The following is a 17433-nucleotide window of genomic DNA, read 5'->3' as shown; positions in this document are numbered from 1 at the left end:
CGTGGAGTAATACTGATGGTGGAATTAGAAGCATACATCAAACTGCTGGCTGGGCTGTTGCCGGTGGTAGACCCTATCGGCGCCATCCCGCTTTTCATAAGCCTGACTGAACATCGAAGTTCCGCGGAGCGGCAGCGTATCGCCTGGGTTTGTGCGATGTCAGTCGGTGTTGCGCTGCTGATTGCCCATATAGGCGGCAGTTTTTGGCTAAAAATTTTCGGCATAGGTATTCCCTCGTTTCAAATTGCGGGCGGTATTGTCGTTCTGTTTATGGGGATTTCCATGGTCAAAGCGTCGCATGACCGCTCCCGAAATACGCCGGAGGAGCGGGTAGAGTCGGTTGATAAAGAGTCTATCGCCGTCGTACCGATGGCAATTCCTCTGCTGAGCGGTCCCGGTGCCATGAGTACCGTTATTGTCAACCATAACCTGAATCCTTCCTGGAACTATGATGTGCTGGCAGCTGGCGTTATCGCTACGGTAGCTTTGGCAGTGTTGCTCTGTTTGTTGATGGCGGAAAAGATTGAGGATTGGCTGGGGACAACCGGTATGAATGTGATTACTCGCGTATTTGGTTTGATTATTTTATCCATCGCGGTGGAGTTTATCACCAAAGGATTGGCCGCTGTTTTCCCTATATTGGGGCAACCGGCGTGAGCCCTGATTTTGTCCTGTCTTGCCCAGCCTCTTTTATGTAGAAATATCACCGTAATTATTTCATTTTGAAAACACTGTATGACTATCTTCGTTATTGCCTTTTTGATCATCCTTAGCGGCGTCTTCGTCATGTCGGAAATGGCGATTGTGTCTGCGCGCAAGGCACGCTTGCAGCAATTGAGCGAGGGTGGCCGCACAGGTGCCGGCCGGGCGCTCGCCCTCGCCAATAAGCCCGCAAATTTTCTATCGACCGTCCAGTTGGGCATCACGGTTATCGCCATTCTCAGCGGCGCAATGGGCGAAGCCACCTTGTCCGAGCAGGTTGCCGAGAGCCTGTCTCATATCGCTTGGTTGCAGCCCTACGCCGACTTGCTGGCGTTCTGGATCCCGGTCACGGGAATAGCCTTTTTCTCGCTGATCCTCGGCGAGCTTGTGCCCAAGCGCTTGGCCCTTTTAAATCCGGAAGGCATCGCCAGCGCCATGGCGCGACCGATGGAGGTTATCTCGGCAATCGCCTTCCCGCTGGTGCGGCTAATAAGTTTCGTTACCGATAGGGTGCTTTGGGTGCTCGGAGTGCGGGAACCTGTGCACTCTCCCATTACTAAGGAAGAGATCAACGTGCTCATGGAGCAGGGAGCAGAAGATGGTGTGTTCGAGCAACACGAGCAGGCGCTGGTGTCGCGTATTTTCCGGCTGGATGATCAATCAATCAGGAGCGTGATGACACCGCGAGGCGATATTGTCTATTTCGACCTGAGTGACTCCTTCGAGACCAATCGCCAAAAGTTGCTGAGAAGCGGCCATTCGCGGTTCCTGATCTGCAAGGGTGGGCTCGGCGAGGTGGTAGGTGTGCTGCGGGCTAAGTCTGTACTGGACGCCTTCCTTGAAGGCAAGCCCTTCGACTTCGCCAGTGATGCAGTCAAGCCGCTTTATGTACCGGAAACCATGACGATGATCGAATTGCTCGAAGCCTTCAAGAAACACCGCCAGCATCTCGCCTTGGTGGTCGATGAATACGGGGAACTTCAGGGACTGGTGACGATAAATAACGTGATGGGGACATTGGTTGGCGATGTCGCGAGTGTCGAAGACGAGTTGCAGCCAGAAATCGTGCGAAGGGAAGACGGATCATGGCTGGTTGACGGCAACATCCCGATTGAGCGTTTTCGGGAGGCAATGAAACTCGATCACAAGCTACCTGGCGAGGGCATGCAGGCCTACCGGACGCTGGCCGGATTTGCCATGATGTGCCTGGGGCGCGTGCCGCAGGTCGAGGATCAATTCGTCAGTGACGGCCTCCGGTTTGAGATCGTCGACATGGACCAAAATCGTGTGGACAAACTCATCGTCTCCAGGATCGGGGTAGAACCGTTCTCATCGCATGAAGCAACACCCGGCAAGCGTGAGGATGAGTAAGTGCCACTCTTCATTCGAAACCGAGCGCAAGCGAAGTCCTGTCAAATGACTTCAGCCCCGTAACGATCGCATTCCCTTGGCTCACTTCCGAAAGTTCTACACAAAACTGATGTCCGGCCTTGTGTATTCAATCCAACACGATGGTTCAATTTCTGCGCAATATAGTAGAGAACGAACGCAGTGGTGGCAATTCACTTCGTTTTGCGAAGCGTCATCTTGCGCGGCTTCAATAACTCGGCCTCCACATCCAACTTCTTCGCCAGAAAGATTGCGGCGTCGAGTTTAATGAAGTTGCGTTTGCGGTAAAACTTCAGCGCTCGTTCGTTGTTCTCGGCGACCTCGAGCACGATGTGAGTGCAACCGCGCAGCCGCGCTGCGTGCTCAATCTGCTCGAAGATGAAGGAACCAATGCCCAGCCCGTGGTATCCCGGATGCACGGCGATTTCTTCCACGAACAGCGGGCGCATGTCCCGTTTGGCGAAATAGCGGTGATTCATAAAGTTGTCCGAACCGACGATTTCGTAAGCGAACTCGACGTAGCCGACCAATTCATGTTTTTCGCCTTTTTTCAACTCGAACAAAAGCTGCTCGATGCCTTCCTTTTCGTAGATGTCGAAAAAATGCTGTTTCAGCCGTGGACGCTGGTATTCGACGGTCTCGCGGTTGACGTCGCGAAACACCAGCTTTAGGAATTCCCACACACGGTTAAGATCGCGGCGATCACGCCCTTACACAAAAGATAACTTTTATCGGTCTGTGCCATATTATGCTGGGCAGTCGATTTCGACGATTGGGAATTACCTCCCGATGGTGCAGCCTGTCCTGGTATCGAATGTTTAATCGTAATCAAATCTTTTCCCACAATCACCTCTTTGACCAGCAGTCTCATAATTCGTTGGCGTTGACCAATATCGAGGGTATCGGCATTTGAGCGCAAGCGTTCCAGAAACGCCGTTAGGGTTTCGGCAAGCTGTAAATACGCCGCACGATCCGCTGTTTGGTGATTGATCGCTTGAAGTTCTGCCTGCATAGCCTGTTCTCGTTGCCGCAATGGCGGCATTCTGACACGAAGTTCGTCAAGCGACAGCAACTCTTCCTGGTAGGCCGTTAATAATAGCTCCATGCTTTTACGCACCCGAATCAAATCGCGGTTTAGCGTTTCCAGCCGCCGCTGGGTTGGACTGGATTCACGGGCGGCTTCCAGTCGGCGATTCAACTCGTTCTGGATGAGTGTCGGATCTTCCAGAAGACGGAGAATTTCGTCCCAAACCAATTGATCAAGCAAATCCTGGCGAATGGGTTTTTGATCACAGATGGCTTTACCGCCATGACGATAGGCATCGGAACCCGAGCAACGATAGTAGTAGATTTTGCGTGTTGACGTACGTGCTGAGCTTCGATAGAGTGCATAGCTACACTGACGACAATGCACCATTCCCTGGAGAATACTGGGCTCAATGGTACGTCGTGGCCCATGCTGTTTGTTGTAGTCCAAATTTTCCTGAGCCATGGCGAATGTTTCCTCACTGACCAAAGCGGGTACAGGAATCTCTAACCATTCCGTGCGTGGACGCTCATGGCTAGCACTATTTGACTCTGCAAAGCCGCCGCGTAAACGTAGTGGTCGGGTAATGCGTTGACGTGCCGCCATACCCGTTTTGCCAAAACAGGCACGACCTTGGTAGGCAGGATTACGCAGCATTGCCCATATAACGGAACGTTCCCAACGGGCCTTTTGTTTACGGGTTGGCAAACCTAAGTCGGTTAACTGGCGGGTAATAGCACCAATGCTCAGTCCTTCAACTGTGTAGAGATTGAAAACCTTGCGCACCACATCTGCTTCGGCTTCAATGACTTCGTAGTAAGCTGCTGTCTCATCGGTCTTACGAATGTAGCGATAACCATAGGGCGCACCACTCAATACGCTGACTTCCCCCTGTTTTGCTCGATGCCGTTTGCCACGCCGTGAGCGTTCCAGAATCTGCGCCCGCTCGTATTCGGCAATCATCCCCTGGAACTGCAACAACAATTGATCTTCCGGGGTACCTGAGTGTGGTGCTTTGATGAATACCATATCGACCCCATGACGGGCCAGCTCCTCAGTAAGCAAAACCTTATAGGCATATTTGCGGCTCAAGCGATCAGGTGACAGCGCTAAAACCGCTTGGATTTGACCTTCTGCGGCTAAATCCCTGATTCGCTCAAGCCCTGGCCTGATTAAATGGGCCCCACTATAACCTTCATCTTCGAAAACCCATTCATCCGGTACCTGGTAATTTTCTTGGCGGGCAAATTCTATCAGCGCCGCCGTCTGACTGGCTATGGTCTTCTCCTCCTTCTGTTGATCCGAAGAGACACGGGCGTAGATGGCGGCTATTTTCATGGTGTTCTCCTTTTAGTCCTGTGGATTCATCAATTCGGCGTTCCCGGTTCGGAACCAGGATGGCAAAGACTTGTTCCAGTTTAGTGGCATGCAGACGATCAAAAGCAAATTCCAACTGTATTTCATGACTTCGCCGATGGCGATTAGCCATGGCGGTGCAACTTGTCGAGAAAACTGACGATGGCATGTGCCACAATCTCGCCAATAGACATGCCGCTGGTTTGCGCATGCGACCGAAGTCGCTTCACGACATCCGCAGGTATTTTGATAGTGATCGGAATAGAGGGTGAAGCGACCAAGGCTGGCGCATCGATTTGCTGCGCTTCCTGAAGATAGCGGTAAGCCTGTCTGCGCGACAAGCCAAACTGTTGGGTCAAGGCTCCAGCCGCTTCGGCCAAGGTGTAACCCTGTGCCAGCAAGTTGAATGCGGCATTCAGCCGGTGGGTTTTGTCGGTGTTTGAGGATCGCGTCATGAGTCATATATTTATTACCCTTTACGTCTCATGTCAAGCAATGAATTTGAGCGACTGAATTCAATCTGCCGTTCAAATTCAAAGTTATCTTTTGTGTCTATGGCGTGATGGCGCCGCCCGCTGCTAACAAGGCAATTTCATAGCTGCCTGGGCCGACCGGCGCATGTTTCCCCGCGTCTCCGCAACCTTTAACCGACAATTGCCGGACGCGTTCGACGTATTCAGATGTATGGAATACCGTGAGTTCTTCGATCGTCGCCGGGCGCGGTTCGATACGCGTCATGAGCGGGGTAAGCCCGGCCAAATCGAGTAAATGCTTGGTCCGCATCGCCAACCGGTAATTGGACGGATGCAGGATAGGTTCGACAAAAGGCACGGGTATCGGGCCGTGCGCGGTCCAAAACATTTCACAGCCTGGGTTGTGCTGCAGGTAGCGGTCGTCGTAAACGAATCCGACCTCTGGCGAATCGCTCATCTTAACCTCACTCCATAACAGCCATATCCGGGCTGGAAACGGCCTCGGAATACGCAAAGCCGAGTTCATTGAATATGTCTTCGGTGGATTTCCCCATTATTTTCTCCAGCTCATGCGAGAAATAGTTGGTGATGCCCTTGCAGAGCACAGTGCCGTCACCCGAGGCAATCTCGAGAACGTCACCCTTGTCGAACGTACCCAAGACCGAAAGGATATCGGCCGGTATTATCCCGCAGCTCTTGTCTATTGCGCACTGCATTGCACGTTCATTAACAACAATGCGCCCTTTGGGCTCGGATGCAAACGCGATCCAGTGTTTCCTATTGTTCATCTTCGGAATCGTTCGAGGGATGAAAACCGTGCCTATCTCCTCATGGATAGCCTTTTTCAAGGCTTTTTTGGCGGTCCCGTCGCAAACCACAACTTTGACAGACACCTCGGTCGCGATTCTGGCAGCCCGGAGCTTGGAGAGCATGCCTCCTCTCCCGGCCTCGCTGACCCCGTCACACATGCCGATCAGGTCATCGGTGATGCTCTCGACTTTGCGAATGAGTTTGGCCCCTTGCGCTTTAGGGTTCCGGTCATACAGTCCATCAACATTCGTGAAGATGATAAGGAGATCGGCGTCGATGGCCACCGAGACATGGGCCGCGAGAGTGTCATTGTCTCCGAAGGCGGCCTTCTTTATGTCCATGACCGTGACGGTGTCGTTCTCGTTGATGACCGGGATGATGCCGCGGGCAAGGAGCGCGTTCAGGGTGTTCCTGATATTTAGGTATTTCATCCTTTCTGAGAAATCATGATTCGTGAGTAGCACTTGAGCAAGGATCTTACGGTCCTTGAACGCATCTTCGTAGGCGTTCATGAGGTCACTCTGGCCAACCGCAGCGAGCGCCTGGAGCGTTGCGACATCCCTTGGTTTCTCGCTCATGCCGAGCTTCTTCATCCCGGTCGATATCGCTCCCGATGTGACTATGGCGAACTCGTGCTCGGTCATGCCGATTATCTTGTTCGCAAGCTCGTCAATGAGCATATGGTTTATCCCGGTGCTCCCATCGAGCAGTGAGCTACCTAGCTTTAGTACAATTCGCATATTTTTATTTTGTCAAAAAAGTGAATTTTCTATACCAATAATATTGATGCAGGTCTATACGGCAGATGATTAAAACCGCCCCCAAAAACGCTTAGCCAAAGGAATAGATTTATGTCCCTTGCCTCCCTGGGTTTATGAAGAAAAATTAGACAAATTTGATTATACTCAGTCGAGTGTAAAAAAATTATAAAAATAATCTGGCAACCATTGAGTTTCGCAACACTTCAAAAGCGCCGCTGGAATGGACTAATTCACTGGTGTTAGGCACTGAGCCGATGAAGTTTGCAAGGCTTTGAATTAAAGTCTGAATGGACAGCGCTGTTTTGCCTACCATTTCCCGGCGTGAAGTCTAACTCCCTGCGATTTTCAAAATCGATTTCCCTATCCAAGTAGGATTCTGAATTCAGTTAATTACTTCCCAAACGGCCTAAACATTCCATTTGTCTACGCTGTACTTACTCTCTCCGGCTGATAAATCTTTATGAAATCTTTATATCTTTACCCTAAATCTTTACACAAAGTTTATAGGTAATTTATTAAGATAGATTTGCCTTAGCAACTGATGTTACGTACAGATTAACAACTATCAATAACTGACACTCATTTTTGTTTCGTAAGTTATTGGTCTTTCGTTTACTTGCATATTATCAGTTCAGCAAGTCAATCCATGTAAAAGGAAGGTAAAAGATGGCTAACCAAAATCCCAATGCTTACTATTGTAATATTATCAATTCGATGAACCAGGCTTTCGATAATGAAAATTTTTATGGACTGGAATATGTCCTTGACGAGCTGGTCAGTGAAAAACCGGCTCCGGCAAACCAAAACACGATAGATTGGTTTGGCGCTACCGATTATTTTGCTTGAATATAATTGTTTCCATAGTTTTAGCGAAGCTGTAACCAGACGGCATATAAGCAAAAGCTACTTGAGATGACAGCGTTCCGTATTTCAAAACTCATCGGAACAATCAAACTTTTGAGAAATTATTTCGGGAGACTGTTTTGATGGATGAAAAGGCATTACTTTTGGCTGCTGCTTGGTATCTTGTTCAGTGTCCTGAAAATGTTGGTTCAAGATGGTGTGTGGCAAGCTTTATGTGGCTAGACTTGCTGCTCAAATGTCGTCAAATTGTAGCTTCTCTCCCAGTGCGCCTAATTAAGTATTTCGTTAGATGATCTAAAACGTTGTCAGCGAATTTCCGCGACTTTCCGCTTTCCGTGGGGAACCGGTCGTTCAGCTATGGGATGCCGGTGACCGGATTGGGTCGATAGTGCTTCTTTGCCAATGACCGGTATCGGGAAGCTGAAATTCCTATCCGAATGTCTGAAAGGGGTCGTTTGCCGACGACCAGATAACAAAATTTTGCTTAGTGCCAGTGACTGCTTTTAAGTAATATCAAGAGCAGTGTTTAACGGTGTCAAAGCATTTATATCCATCGGTTTATATTTGAAACTGTGGGTGAACTTTAGAACTTCTTCGATTGTTTGATCAACTGATCAATTTCCCAGTCTTCCTTATCAGACGACCCTATTTCCAGAGGGAAAACTGTTCCTCGAAACGTTAACCCGGCGAGGTATGATTCAGTTTCGCCTGCCAGCAAATCACTTCAAGTAAGACCAACTTACTGCAAACGACGGTTCTGTAAACTGATAAAATCAGCAGGTTATGACCAAGGGAGTTAAACAGTGATTAAGTCAGAACTGGTAAATGCGCTCAATGAGAAATTAGCTGAACTTTCGATAAAAAATGTAGATTTGGCCATCAATTGCATGCTGGCCCAGATGGTAGATGCATTAGTCCAGGGCCAACGCATCGAAATCAGGGGTTTTGGTAGTTTTGATCTGCATCATCGGACTGCCCGACTTGCCCGAAACCCTAAATCGGGTGAAAGGATTAATTTACCGGCTAAAGTAGTTATTCATTTCAAACCAGGCAAGGAATTGAGAGACCGAGTGGATGCAGCGCGCGCTCAATGCGACATCAAGGAATGAACTGCTTTATTTGGACAACTAATCCGACCCGAATGCGTTCACTGCTCATTTGTCGTGCTGTCTTACATTATTTTCATTACTCCCGATCACCGCCAACCACCATCGGCATGAGCCATTAGTGCGTGTTTTAAAAGTCGCCTATGCTATCTAAATCTGCAAAAATTTAAATTTTTGCCATGACCAAGAAGACACGGATTAAACGCTATCCCACCGATTTAAACGATAGAAAATGGAAGTTGATCCAAGATTTATTTCCGGCCGCCTTGCCAGGTGGTAGGCCCAGGCAAGTGAATTTACGCAAAGTTGTTAATGCTATTTTGTATATCGCTCGTAGCGGTTGCGCTTGGCGACTTCTGCCCCTCAATAATTTCCCGCCCTATCAGACGGTATATGGATACTACCGGCGCTGGACTAAAGACGGAACGTGGGAACGGATTCACGACACGCTGAGGGCTCAGGTTAGGCGAAAAGCCGGGCGTCATAAACATCCTACGGCGGGCAGTATTGATAGCCAAAGTGTTAAAACCACTGCATTGGCCGGTATCAAAGGGTACGATACGGCCAAGTGCATCCAGGGTCGTAAACGCCATATTCTGGTGGATACCTTGGGTCTGTTGCTGGTGGTCGTCGTGACCGCTGCGAATGTACCGGAACGAGAAGGGGCGAAATTGATCCTGGCGTCACTGACGGGCAGCTGCAAAAAACTGCGGCGCATTTGGGTCGATGGTGGCTACCGTGGCCAAGAATTTAGCGCGTGGATAGCGGAGCGTTTTCGTATTGCCTGGGCTGTTGTTCTTCGATCCGATAAGGCAAAAGGCTTTGAATTGTTGCCACGTCGCTGGGTCGTAGAGCGAACCTTTGCCTGGCTTTATCGCTACCGCCGGTTGAGTAAGGATTATGAAGTCAGTACTGAGTCCAGTCGAGCATTTGTCCCTATTGCCATGATTAATTTGATGCTCAATAGACTAACCAAAGGCTCTCCTGCTAACTTTTGAGACACGTACTTAGTAATTAAAGCGCCGCTCACCGATTTCCCAACCGACCACGCGCGCGGATTATCGGCTGGAAGCCATCGCCAGCCACGCTTATTTTTTGTCGGTTTTGGATCGACCGCCGCCGATCAGAAACAAAAATACGCCCATGGCCAATGGCTGCTTTTGAATAGTTTCAAGTGTCAGTTTTATTTCGTTGGCAGTCTATCAAACCGATTAAAATCGTTACCCTCGAATATCCGTTTTATCAATCTTCCGGTTCACGCTACTCATCAACTTTTAGCTCAATCAGCCTAACCCACCAACACTTATGCCTGTGAGTCATTGATCAGCTTGTTTTTCGCTGTTATTTAGTCGCGATTAATTTGTCCGCTCTTTTCATGATGATTGGGATCATGTCGATTTTGTCCCTTGGTATTTTCACAGCCCCAAAGGATCATCAGGATCAAAAGCATGAGTGCGGCGGGTTTCATCATCGTCTCCTTAGTCAAGGACTGGCACAGGCAAATAATATAACAGCGTCTTACTGACCGCACCCTGAAATTCACGCCAAAGTAGCAGGATCAGGCGGGATTGGTAAGGCAAGATTTTGAACGTTTGCTTTCGAGCGTTTACTGATTTGCAGGAGTGACGGCGATTGGGGCAGGAATGACTGGACGTTTTCGGCTTTTGACACTCGCACGGTCGTGCTTAAGCGCGGTCTGCGCTTGATCGGCATCAAAAGGGTATTGGTTGCGTTTATAGCCCCCTGTGCCAGGATAGTTATAGCCCCGCACAAGCTAATTGATGCCGGACTGTCGGAGTCTGGAAGCTTTGACTGACGTTGTCCTGTAACCGCCGGGTGACCAGGATTTGCTTTCGCGTTTTAACGGCTCCGACATTCCCTGCCGAAATGACGGCGTTGCTGTCCTTGCCACGACTTCCGCGAACTATGCCATTAAAAATGGCCCCTTGCGGGGCCGGGTGTTAGCGAGGTGAATACCCCTTCTGAGACAATGCGGTTTGTAAACCCGCTATCGCGTTTCTCATGCGTTCGGCTTCGTCTGTGTCGACAGCATGATCGCTGAGGCTCTGCCAGCCGATCCGTTTAATCAGCTGTGCCAGCGCCCAGGCGTCTTGATCGTTGAGTTCTAAAGTCAGGGTCACTGTCATCATAAAATGGCCTCCTTTGGCTGAGCAATTAATATTCACTGGGTAATAACAGGATCCGGTGCTCGCCCTCTTCGATCAGAAATAAGCGCCAGTCCCCTGGGAGCAGATCGGTATAGAAGAGCTCGAAGCTGGCGAGCGTCTCGTCATTGCCGTCCGTGACGGTGATGACCGCCGTTTTATCGGGGTTAACCGTCAATGACAGTGCCCCAAAGGCCTGTTGCTGGACTGCCAGGAACGGGGCTATTTCCAGCGCGACGGTATCGAGCAGCCAATAGGCGCCTTGTTTGCCGCCGTGTTCGGCCAGGTACTTGACGCCATCGGTATACAGCAGCGTGGGATTGAAAGGATGCCGGTACCAGCGCTCGGTACCGGTGAATTGGTTTAATGATGAACGCAATGCCGCGGCATCCCGTTCGGGTTGGCCAGATTGTTTTGGATTGGCTTCTGTCATGGTGTTGCTCCACAGTTGGAAAAAGCGGGAACACACGTTTCCCCGAGCCGGGGATTGGTGTGCCCCGGTTGGGTTGATGACACTACGCTTTCAAGGCTTGCATGGCTTCAGCCAGGGTCCACAGCGCTTTGTTCAGGCGCACATCGCCGTCAATGCCATTGATCTGGCGGGTGCGGGTGACTTTGCCCTGCTGATTGAGCCGCGGAAGACCGCCTTTCAGCAGATTTTCCTGAACCACGTTGAAGGTGGTCCATAAATCATCCCCGGCATCGGCCGAGCGTCTGCGTCTGAGTACCGCCTGCTCGGTTGGTTTCGCATCGGTTTCACTGAAGCGTAAGGGCAAGGCGGCGTGGGCAAAGGCCTGTTGTTCAGCCTCGGATAAGCGCAATGCCGACATGTCGGCTTTGGCGGCGCTGATCCGGTCAAAGTTAGCGAGCACCTGATAAGCGCCCTCTATGACATTGTCGACCACCTGACCGCAGTGCCGAACGCGGATATCGTGGTATTGATCGCCACAGACCATGCCGTTTTGGCACACATACCGGAAACAGCCGGCCAGCATTTGATAGGAACTGGAGCCGTCATGTGAATTCAACAAGATGATTTCATTGGCGGCATCGTCTGCTTCAATTTGACTGGCATGGCGCAGCCGGAGCATGTGTTTGGCAAAGCCCTGACGGGAATCATCCCGCACCAGGGCCTGGGTCGCCATAAACGGCTGAAAGCCTTCTTTTCGCAGGGCCGTCAAGACCACACGGGTCGGTATATGGGCATAGCGGTCGGACCGCGATTCATGAGCAGTATCGGCATAAATCGAGGGAACGACCGTACGTAATTGTTCATCGGTCAAAGGCAGGTGTGAACGCAGCAGCTGACCGTTGGTAAAGCGTGAAGCTAACATGGGTATTCTCCAGTTAACCTGGGCATTACCGCCCCACTGGGACCGGATGCCCAGGGGGTTAAAAAAAATAACAGCGGTGACCGGATTTAAGACCGGTTACAACAAGCCGTTTTCAGCAAAGGAATACACCGATTCACCGATAATGAAGTGATCGAGTAATTTGACATCGATCAACGCCAAGGCGTTTTTCAATTTGTCGGTAATGGTTCTATCGGCCTGGCTGGGTTCTGCCTTGCCGGACGGATGATTATGGGCCACGATCATGGCGGCGGCATTGTGCTGCAATACCGCTTTGATGACTTCACGCGGATAGACAGAGGCGCCGTCAATCGTGCCTCGGAACAGTTCATCCAAGGCCAGCACTTGGTGTTGGCTATTTAAAAACACGCACACAAAGACTTCATGTTCGTATTGTGCCAATTGCAATTTAAGGTATTCCGCCGCCTTGGCCGGTTCGGTCAGGGGGTTCCCGGTGCAAAAATGGCGTTTGAACAGCGCGGTGGCAGCACCGAGTACATCGGCTTCTGTCGCTTTACGGTAAGCACCGTTGCTTTCTTGAATGTATAACATGGGGGTTCTCCCGGGGTTGAATGACACCGAAGCACACCGCACGCCCGCAACGCGGGGACTGTGTTGCCCCGGTTGGGTGGTTAAAAAGGCTCACACTGAAGCAATCCAGATAAGCCGGTTTCCAAGACCGATCAGATGTCGACCGGATGGCTTGATTTAGAGGTTTAGCCAGGGCTGAGCCGGCTTGACCGTATACCACTCGTTGCCGGTTGGCGCATCGTGGTGAAAGCTCTGCAGACGGACAGTGCCGTCTTCAGTGACGAAGACCTTGAAGGTGCAGTCGGTAGCGGGCAGGATGCTGGCTAAAAACCGGCCGCCAGTGTCGGCCTCAAAGTCCTTAAAACCGTTGCGGCTGCGCCATCCGAAGTGAGTCACTTCGGCATGCCAATAGCCTGAGGGATTGAGCGTATTGAGGAGCCCGGTTAACTGTTCGGTTAACGCAGCCCATTCATGGTCCAAAAGATCAGGGTCTTCACAAGCCTTGGCAAAGCCTTGTTCGACATCCGTTGCGGTGCCCAGATCGACCCGCACAGCGGCATGTTGTTGGGCAATTTCAAAAGCATCCCACACCAAACAGGGTTCAGGATAAGTAGGTTGAAAGCGGTTCATAAGCGTCTCCAGTTGAGCTATAAAAATCGAAGAACGCCGTTCACCGCAAGCCGGGAAATGCGTTCCCGGTGGGTTTGAAAAAAAGTGTCTGCGGCAATTCCCACAGGAATTGGCAACCGGCATGGCAGACGCGCGGTTACTAAAGGTCTCACTGAAACGCAGTGAGCACGGGTAAAGCCTTGAGTGTGGGTAACGGTTTTTTCCCACTGCCCTGCCTCTTGGGCAAGCCCTTCGGAAAAAACCGGGTGTACAGGCGATCTCAAGTCGGCCTGGACACCGTTGGGGTGGTAAAATAAGGTCAATTGCCATGACGGTCTGTCACATGACAGGCGTTCATGCCTTACTCAGGTCGAAATGATCGACCGGCCACTCTGTAACTGCATGAGCCTGGTTTCCCGTTGTTTAACCAGAACTCACGGCGGTCTGACTGGATTATCGAGTGTTCTCAGCGCCTATTCTTCAGTGGGCACGGTCTACCGCACAAAAGGTTCCATCACATGCCGACGATGGCAGTCGGTGGGGTCAGGAAGCAACGCTTTAAGGCGCGTTTTCCCAGAAGGCCCTGCCGGTTCAAACCGGTAAGACCTTCTGCGAAAAGGGCACGGCTACAGGTCAGGGAGCGCTACCGCAAACAGCAACCTTCATCCCTGAGGGTTGGCGGGCGCCGGTAGCGCTGGTTAAAAGGGAATCGCCTGTTCCAGGGCGGTGTAACAAAACGGGCCGGCATAGACGTCATCTGGCATCAAGACGGCGGCACACCACTCAGGTTGCTGAATTAAGGTTGCAAGTGCAGCGTTAAAAAAGCCGTCCTGATCGGTTTTGTCACCAAACCGGGTACGGATCATGACCGGGGCATCCATCGCGTTGACCTCACGGCGGGCTTAAGCCGGCGCGGCCTGGGCGCTCTGATCCGGCGCGGTAAGATCGGAGTTCTGGGATGCGGCCGGGCCCTCGTTACCGGCTTCGGCTTTCGGCGGAGCGGTATACACGGTGACACCGTCGACCTTGATCCAGTGGATGAACAGCAGCCGGGCTTTCAGGCTGACGCCGGTTTCGCCCTGTTTGGCTCCGGATTCGTAGGTAAAGGTATCGGTGTACAGATCGCCGAGTTTAAAACCGATCAGGATCTTTTTCTGATCCTGACCGGCTTTTTGCATGCGTTTGATCAGCTTTTCGGCTTCCGATCCGCTGACCCGGCAATCGAAGCGGGTGTATTGCACCGCATCTTCGGCGCCGTGTAAGGCGGCGATATCACACGCCCAAAAGTTATCACCGCGCTTGACGCTCACTTCGCGAATGCGGTTGACATAACCGATGCCGTGAATATGAAGATCAAAGTAGTGGGTTTGAGTGGCTGTCGACATAAGGCTTCTCCAGGTTGGAAAGAATAAAAAAACCGGAATAACGCCCTGTCGCCCAAGGGGAAACAGGGTTTCCCGATGGGTCATCTGCGCGATTCCCGCAGGAACCGGCTACCGGTGGGCAGATGCGCGGTAGCGAAAGGTCTCACTGAAAACGCAGTGAGCACGGTGTAAACCTGAGTTCATCGCTTAAGGCCATCGCGCGGTGGCCACGCCAGTCTGCTGTTATCTCCCGGTCAGACTCAATGATATTCGGTGTAAGCACAGGCCGGAAACCGGCTGCAGCCGATAAAGGTTTGCCCGCGGCGTTGGCCTTTGCGCACGATGCGCTCGACCCGTTGCCCCTGACTGCATTCCGGACAGGCCTCGCCGGTGGCTTGGGCGGGTTGGCGAAGCGTTCCGGGTTTGCCGTGCTCATCGGAGACAATCACCTGACAGTCCGGATAATTGCGGCAGCCCCAAAAATAACCGTATTGGTTCTTGCGCCGGACCAGCGGATACTGACAGCGGGGACAGTTAACCTGCATCTGGGCGCTGAGCCCCTTAAACGCGGCAGGCTGTTGCTGTTGCTGTTTCACCTGAGCCGTTAACTGCGACACGCCGCCGCCCTGGATTTTAACAAACTTATCGGCCTCGCCGCGGCCTTGGGCATTTGCGTCCAGGATCTGTATCCTGACGCCAGTTGTCGCAGGGTCTGGGCCGGACTCCCACGGCGCATCGAGCCTGCCACGCCCATTTGCGCACCCAGGCCATAGCCGCACACCTGCCGGAACCTCGCTACCGAGAACAATAAGAACGGTGACACAAGGACCCTGATCGGGGCGATGTTCCAGACACTGGCAGTCTGATTCCGGTTCTGGTCTGCCGCAATCGGGGCCTCGGCTTGACTGAAACAGCGGCCCTCAGCGTCCGGTACCGCCAGGCCCAGCCAACGGCTAAAATAGCCGATCACGAAGACCTGAACGCCGCTAAATGAACTGTCTTGGCGGAGCCAGGCGTCCAAAACACACGCGATAGCGTTTGCCGGACTGGTTTTTTCGCATAAACAACGTGCTGTCATGAAAGACCTGCTCACATAATGGGCCGGGGTTCGCCCGACTGAAACAGCCGGCAAGAATGGCACGGCTCCCCCTGTTGCCGATACAGTACTGATATTGGCGGCAATGTGAAGTGAAAACCCTTAGTCCGTTGTGCTCGGTTTTTGAGTGACACGATCCTGGCTTAACCCAGGTCTTTGAGGTATTTTTTCAAGCGCCTGATTTCATTCAAGCGCAGTGAATGGGCCAGATTCAACGCCAGAGCCCAATGATCGAACTGCCGGTAGCACTGCTGAAGTTCCGGAGCCTGGCGCAGCAATACGGCCTGACCTGCCGGGCTGTTGAGTAAGCAATAAGCTTGCTGGCCGCGAACGCCTCGCCGACGCCAACGGATATACACCGTCAACGAACGTACCTGTTGAACGTTCAGATACAGCTCCCGAGGTTCGGCCAGCACCTGCCGAAATGCCCCGGCACAGTCGTTCATCAACCTGACCACCTGGGTCATTTCAGATTCAAGTACTGCAATTCTGCGCCAGACCCCCTGCCGGGTGCTGAACGGTAACATAACATGAAGACGTTGTTCGAAATCACTGGCCATAGCGAAAGTCAACGATAAGGGATAAAAAGGGCTAACTCATCAAAAGGCTTCCCCCCTTACCCTTAAAGGGTTAAAACCTTTTGTAAGTGCTGTTAGCTACCCCGCACCGCATTAAGTCAGGTTGGGTCAAAGATCAAAATGGCTAAACGCGACCAGGGGGTGTGCAGCCTGCACAGTTGATTGCTCTTGACCCGAGAAGTGTGCAGCCCGCACAGGGGCAAACCCGCGCAGATCTTCAGTCTGAAGACAGCTCATTGCTGATGGCCGTTGCGACAGGTTCTCCACGTTGCGTTTCATCCGGATTTTCCCTGCCGCTAAGGCCGCTGGTGTTGCTGACTACCACGGCAGAAGGCTTGGGCTTGGCTTTAATGACCGGCGCGATCTTGGCCCGCTGGGTTTTGGCGACAATGGCCTCCGGACATTCGCCCAACAGCCCTTGTGCTCGCAGCGCGTTAGGATTTTGAGCCAGCACATCGTCGCGGATGACACCGGTGAATTTCCATTGACTGGTCAAATTGAAGGTGCGTCGAATAGCTTTACCGGTCACCTGCAACAGCTGTTCGGCCACTGCGCGATCAATCAGGGCGATGTGCCGGGCAGTAAAGACACTGCGCGCCAAAGCATCATAATCGGCAATCAAATAGGCACCCATGTAACCAAACGGGTTCTGAAAATAGATCGGAACCTGCAAGGGCTGCAGTGATTGGGCCACCTGAATGTCAAAGCCTTCGATTTCGCCCAGGCAGGTCGTCAACCAAGTGGTCTTGGCCTGGATCAGCGCTTGACTGTCAGCCAGCGACTGTTCGATTTTGACTAAAAACCAGTCGGCAAAAGGATCATCGGCTTCGGCGGATAACCAAATCAACTTCATGCGCCGACCAAAATCCAGCAAGCCGATAATCGCTTCGACATGCTCGCTGCTTTTGCGGCCAACCACTAGCTTTTGGGCTTGCCGGGTTTGTATCGTCATCCGCGTCTCACTGCGCAGATCGCCCGGCTGTTCGATGAAGGTCCGCTCCGGTTGAATCCTTGCGGGTTGAGGCTCAGGGTCAAAGAAAGCATTCATGCGTTAATCCTCTTGAGTTGAATTTCAGGGTGTGCAGCCTGCACAGCAGATTGCTCCTGACCCGGTAAATGTCAACGTAGTTGTCGCATCAGTTAAAAATTAGTGGACAGTAGTGTCGGTTTTTTTCGCCGCATTATTGTTTGGTTTATCAGGATTTAAACAGACTTCTGGCTGCCAATCCCAGTTTCGGGTGTTACGACTC

General features: G+C 51.8%; 21 protein-coding genes. 5 read left to right on the top strand and 16 right to left on the bottom strand.

All coding sequences use genetic code 11. The features are described from left to right. Positions 1–15: 15 nt before the first annotated feature. Both Q7V21_RS16570 and Q7V21_RS16565 read left to right on the top strand, forming a co-directional pair. A complete protein-coding gene (locus Q7V21_RS16570; protein WP_304918341.1) occupies positions 16–657 on the top strand; it encodes a MarC family protein in 642 nt (213 codons plus the stop codon). Positions 658–735: 78 nt separating this feature from the next. Further along, positions 736–2073 (top strand): hemolysin family protein, encoded by a 1338-nt coding sequence (locus tag Q7V21_RS16565; protein ID WP_304918340.1) that lies wholly within the window; start codon positions 736–738, stop codon positions 2071–2073. Positions 2074–2264: 191 nt separating this feature from the next. On the opposite strand, the gene Q7V21_RS16560 is transcribed toward Q7V21_RS16565, so the two are convergent. The 5 genes from Q7V21_RS16560 to proB form a co-directional block, all read right to left on the bottom strand. Further along, positions 2265–2753: an N-acetyltransferase gene (locus Q7V21_RS16560; protein WP_304918339.1), complete on the bottom strand. Its 489-nt coding sequence runs from the start codon at positions 2751–2753 to the stop codon at positions 2265–2267. Positions 2754–2758: 5 nt separating this feature from the next. Continuing rightward, on the bottom strand, positions 2759–4456 hold the full coding sequence (locus tag Q7V21_RS16555; RefSeq protein ID WP_304918338.1) for a recombinase family protein: 1698 nt from the start codon (positions 4454–4456) through the stop codon (positions 2759–2761). A 143-nt stretch (positions 4457–4599) separates the two neighbouring features. Then, entirely contained in the window at positions 4600–4929 is a 330-nt protein-coding gene (locus Q7V21_RS16550) for a hypothetical protein (protein WP_304918337.1), read from the bottom strand. 97 nt (positions 4930–5026) lie between these two features. Next, complete coding sequence (locus tag Q7V21_RS16545; protein WP_304918336.1) at positions 5027–5404, bottom strand: hypothetical protein; 378 nt, start codon at positions 5402–5404, stop codon at positions 5027–5029. A gap of 7 nt (positions 5405–5411) precedes the next feature. Further along, positions 5412–6497, bottom strand: coding sequence for a glutamate 5-kinase (proB, locus tag Q7V21_RS16540; protein WP_304918335.1), 1086 nt, complete (start codon positions 6495–6497; stop codon positions 5412–5414). Positions 6498–7184: 687 nt separating this feature from the next. Between proB and Q7V21_RS16535 the strand changes: the two genes are divergently transcribed. The 3 genes from Q7V21_RS16535 to Q7V21_RS16525 all read left to right on the top strand — a co-directional run bounded on the left by Q7V21_RS16535 (position 7185) and on the right by Q7V21_RS16525 (position 9486). Next, complete coding sequence (locus Q7V21_RS16535) at positions 7185–7364, top strand: hypothetical protein (RefSeq protein WP_304918334.1); 180 nt, start codon at positions 7185–7187, stop codon at positions 7362–7364. 821 nt (positions 7365–8185) lie between these two features. Further along, complete coding sequence (locus Q7V21_RS16530) at positions 8186–8491, top strand: integration host factor subunit beta (RefSeq protein ID WP_304918333.1); 306 nt, start codon at positions 8186–8188, stop codon at positions 8489–8491. Between the two features lie 176 nt (positions 8492–8667). Continuing rightward, the gene (locus Q7V21_RS16525) at positions 8668–9486 is read left to right on the top strand and encodes an IS5 family transposase (RefSeq protein WP_304918332.1); all 819 of its coding nucleotides are present in this window, start codon (positions 8668–8670) and stop codon (positions 9484–9486) included. A gap of 347 nt (positions 9487–9833) precedes the next feature. Here Q7V21_RS16525 and Q7V21_RS16520 read toward each other — a convergent pair whose 3' ends face one another. The 11 genes from Q7V21_RS16520 to Q7V21_RS16470 form a co-directional block, all read right to left on the bottom strand. Beyond that, positions 9834–9959 carry a hypothetical protein gene (locus tag Q7V21_RS16520; protein ID WP_304918331.1) on the bottom strand — a complete coding sequence of 42 codons (126 nt, stop codon included), beginning with the start codon at positions 9957–9959 and terminating at the stop codon, positions 9834–9836. A gap of 490 nt (positions 9960–10449) precedes the next feature. Beyond that, the gene (locus Q7V21_RS16515) at positions 10450–10638 is read right to left on the bottom strand and encodes a hypothetical protein (protein ID WP_304918330.1); all 189 of its coding nucleotides are present in this window, start codon (positions 10636–10638) and stop codon (positions 10450–10452) included. A 25-nt stretch (positions 10639–10663) separates the two neighbouring features. Beyond that, a complete protein-coding gene (locus tag Q7V21_RS16510; RefSeq protein ID WP_304918329.1) occupies positions 10664–11086 on the bottom strand; it encodes a DUF6876 family protein in 423 nt (140 codons plus the stop codon). A gap of 82 nt (positions 11087–11168) precedes the next feature. Continuing rightward, positions 11169–11987 (bottom strand): DUF932 domain-containing protein, encoded by an 819-nt coding sequence (locus Q7V21_RS16505; protein WP_159658462.1) that lies wholly within the window; start codon positions 11985–11987, stop codon positions 11169–11171. A gap of 96 nt (positions 11988–12083) precedes the next feature. After that, positions 12084–12557 carry a DNA repair protein RadC gene (radC, locus tag Q7V21_RS16500; RefSeq protein ID WP_304918328.1) on the bottom strand — a complete coding sequence of 158 codons (474 nt, stop codon included), beginning with the start codon at positions 12555–12557 and terminating at the stop codon, positions 12084–12086. Between the two features lie 156 nt (positions 12558–12713). Next, positions 12714–13166, bottom strand: coding sequence for a hypothetical protein (locus tag Q7V21_RS16495; protein ID WP_304918327.1), 453 nt, complete (start codon positions 13164–13166; stop codon positions 12714–12716). A gap of 677 nt (positions 13167–13843) precedes the next feature. Further along, the gene (locus Q7V21_RS16490; protein ID WP_304918326.1) at positions 13844–14026 is read right to left on the bottom strand and encodes a hypothetical protein; all 183 of its coding nucleotides are present in this window, start codon (positions 14024–14026) and stop codon (positions 13844–13846) included. Positions 14027–14047: 21 nt separating this feature from the next. After that, positions 14048–14530 carry an STY4534 family ICE replication protein gene (locus tag Q7V21_RS16485; protein WP_304918325.1) on the bottom strand — a complete coding sequence of 161 codons (483 nt, stop codon included), beginning with the start codon at positions 14528–14530 and terminating at the stop codon, positions 14048–14050. 239 nt (positions 14531–14769) lie between these two features. Further along, positions 14770–15126, bottom strand: a complete 357-nt coding sequence (locus Q7V21_RS16480; protein WP_304918324.1) for a type I DNA topoisomerase — start codon at positions 15124–15126, stop codon at positions 14770–14772. A 622-nt stretch (positions 15127–15748) separates the two neighbouring features. Then, positions 15749–16165, bottom strand: a complete 417-nt coding sequence (locus Q7V21_RS16475) for a hypothetical protein (RefSeq protein ID WP_304918323.1) — start codon at positions 16163–16165, stop codon at positions 15749–15751. A gap of 235 nt (positions 16166–16400) precedes the next feature. Beyond that, positions 16401–17231 carry a PFL_4669 family integrating conjugative element protein gene (locus Q7V21_RS16470; protein ID WP_304918322.1) on the bottom strand — a complete coding sequence of 277 codons (831 nt, stop codon included), beginning with the start codon at positions 17229–17231 and terminating at the stop codon, positions 16401–16403. Positions 17232–17433 lie beyond the last annotated feature (202 nt).

Source organism: Methylophaga sp., assembly GCF_030651745.1.
Note: the sequence above shows the minus strand (reverse complement) of the source record. Positions and strands in the feature narration are given on the sequence as shown.

Coding starts and splice junctions, on each gene's coding strand:
- Q7V21_RS16550 (WP_304918337.1), bottom strand. CDS start 4,929: ATGACGCGATCCTCAAACACCGACAAAACCCACCGGCTGAATGCCGCA.
- Q7V21_RS16470 (WP_304918322.1), bottom strand. CDS start 17,231: ATGAATGCTTTCTTTGACCCTGAGCCTCAACCCGCAAGGATTCAACCG.
- Q7V21_RS16555 (WP_304918338.1), bottom strand. CDS start 4,456: ATGAAAATAGCCGCCATCTACGCCCGTGTCTCTTCGGATCAACAGAAG.
- Q7V21_RS16495 (WP_304918327.1), bottom strand. CDS start 13,166: ATGAACCGCTTTCAACCTACTTATCCTGAACCCTGTTTGGTGTGGGAT.
- Q7V21_RS16515 (WP_304918330.1), bottom strand. CDS start 10,638: ATGATGACAGTGACCCTGACTTTAGAACTCAACGATCAAGACGCCTGG.
- Q7V21_RS16535 (WP_304918334.1), top strand. CDS start 7,185: ATGGCTAACCAAAATCCCAATGCTTACTATTGTAATATTATCAATTCG.
- Q7V21_RS16545 (WP_304918336.1), bottom strand. CDS start 5,404: ATGAGCGATTCGCCAGAGGTCGGATTCGTTTACGACGACCGCTACCTG.
- proB (WP_304918335.1), bottom strand. CDS start 6,497: ATGCGAATTGTACTAAAGCTAGGTAGCTCACTGCTCGATGGGAGCACC.
- Q7V21_RS16505 (WP_159658462.1), bottom strand. CDS start 11,987: ATGTTAGCTTCACGCTTTACCAACGGTCAGCTGCTGCGTTCACACCTG.
- Q7V21_RS16565 (WP_304918340.1), top strand. CDS start 736: ATGACTATCTTCGTTATTGCCTTTTTGATCATCCTTAGCGGCGTCTTC.
- Q7V21_RS16525 (WP_304918332.1), top strand. CDS start 8,668: ATGACCAAGAAGACACGGATTAAACGCTATCCCACCGATTTAAACGAT.
- radC (WP_304918328.1), bottom strand. CDS start 12,557: ATGTTATACATTCAAGAAAGCAACGGTGCTTACCGTAAAGCGACAGAA.
- Q7V21_RS16485 (WP_304918325.1), bottom strand. CDS start 14,530: ATGTCGACAGCCACTCAAACCCACTACTTTGATCTTCATATTCACGGC.
- Q7V21_RS16510 (WP_304918329.1), bottom strand. CDS start 11,086: ATGACAGAAGCCAATCCAAAACAATCTGGCCAACCCGAACGGGATGCC.
- Q7V21_RS16475 (WP_304918323.1), bottom strand. CDS start 16,165: ATGGCCAGTGATTTCGAACAACGTCTTCATGTTATGTTACCGTTCAGC.
- Q7V21_RS16570 (WP_304918341.1), top strand. CDS start 16: ATGGTGGAATTAGAAGCATACATCAAACTGCTGGCTGGGCTGTTGCCG.
- Q7V21_RS16490 (WP_304918326.1), bottom strand. CDS start 14,026: ATGGATGCCCCGGTCATGATCCGTACCCGGTTTGGTGACAAAACCGAT.
- Q7V21_RS16520 (WP_304918331.1), bottom strand. CDS start 9,959: ATGATGAAACCCGCCGCACTCATGCTTTTGATCCTGATGATCCTTTGG.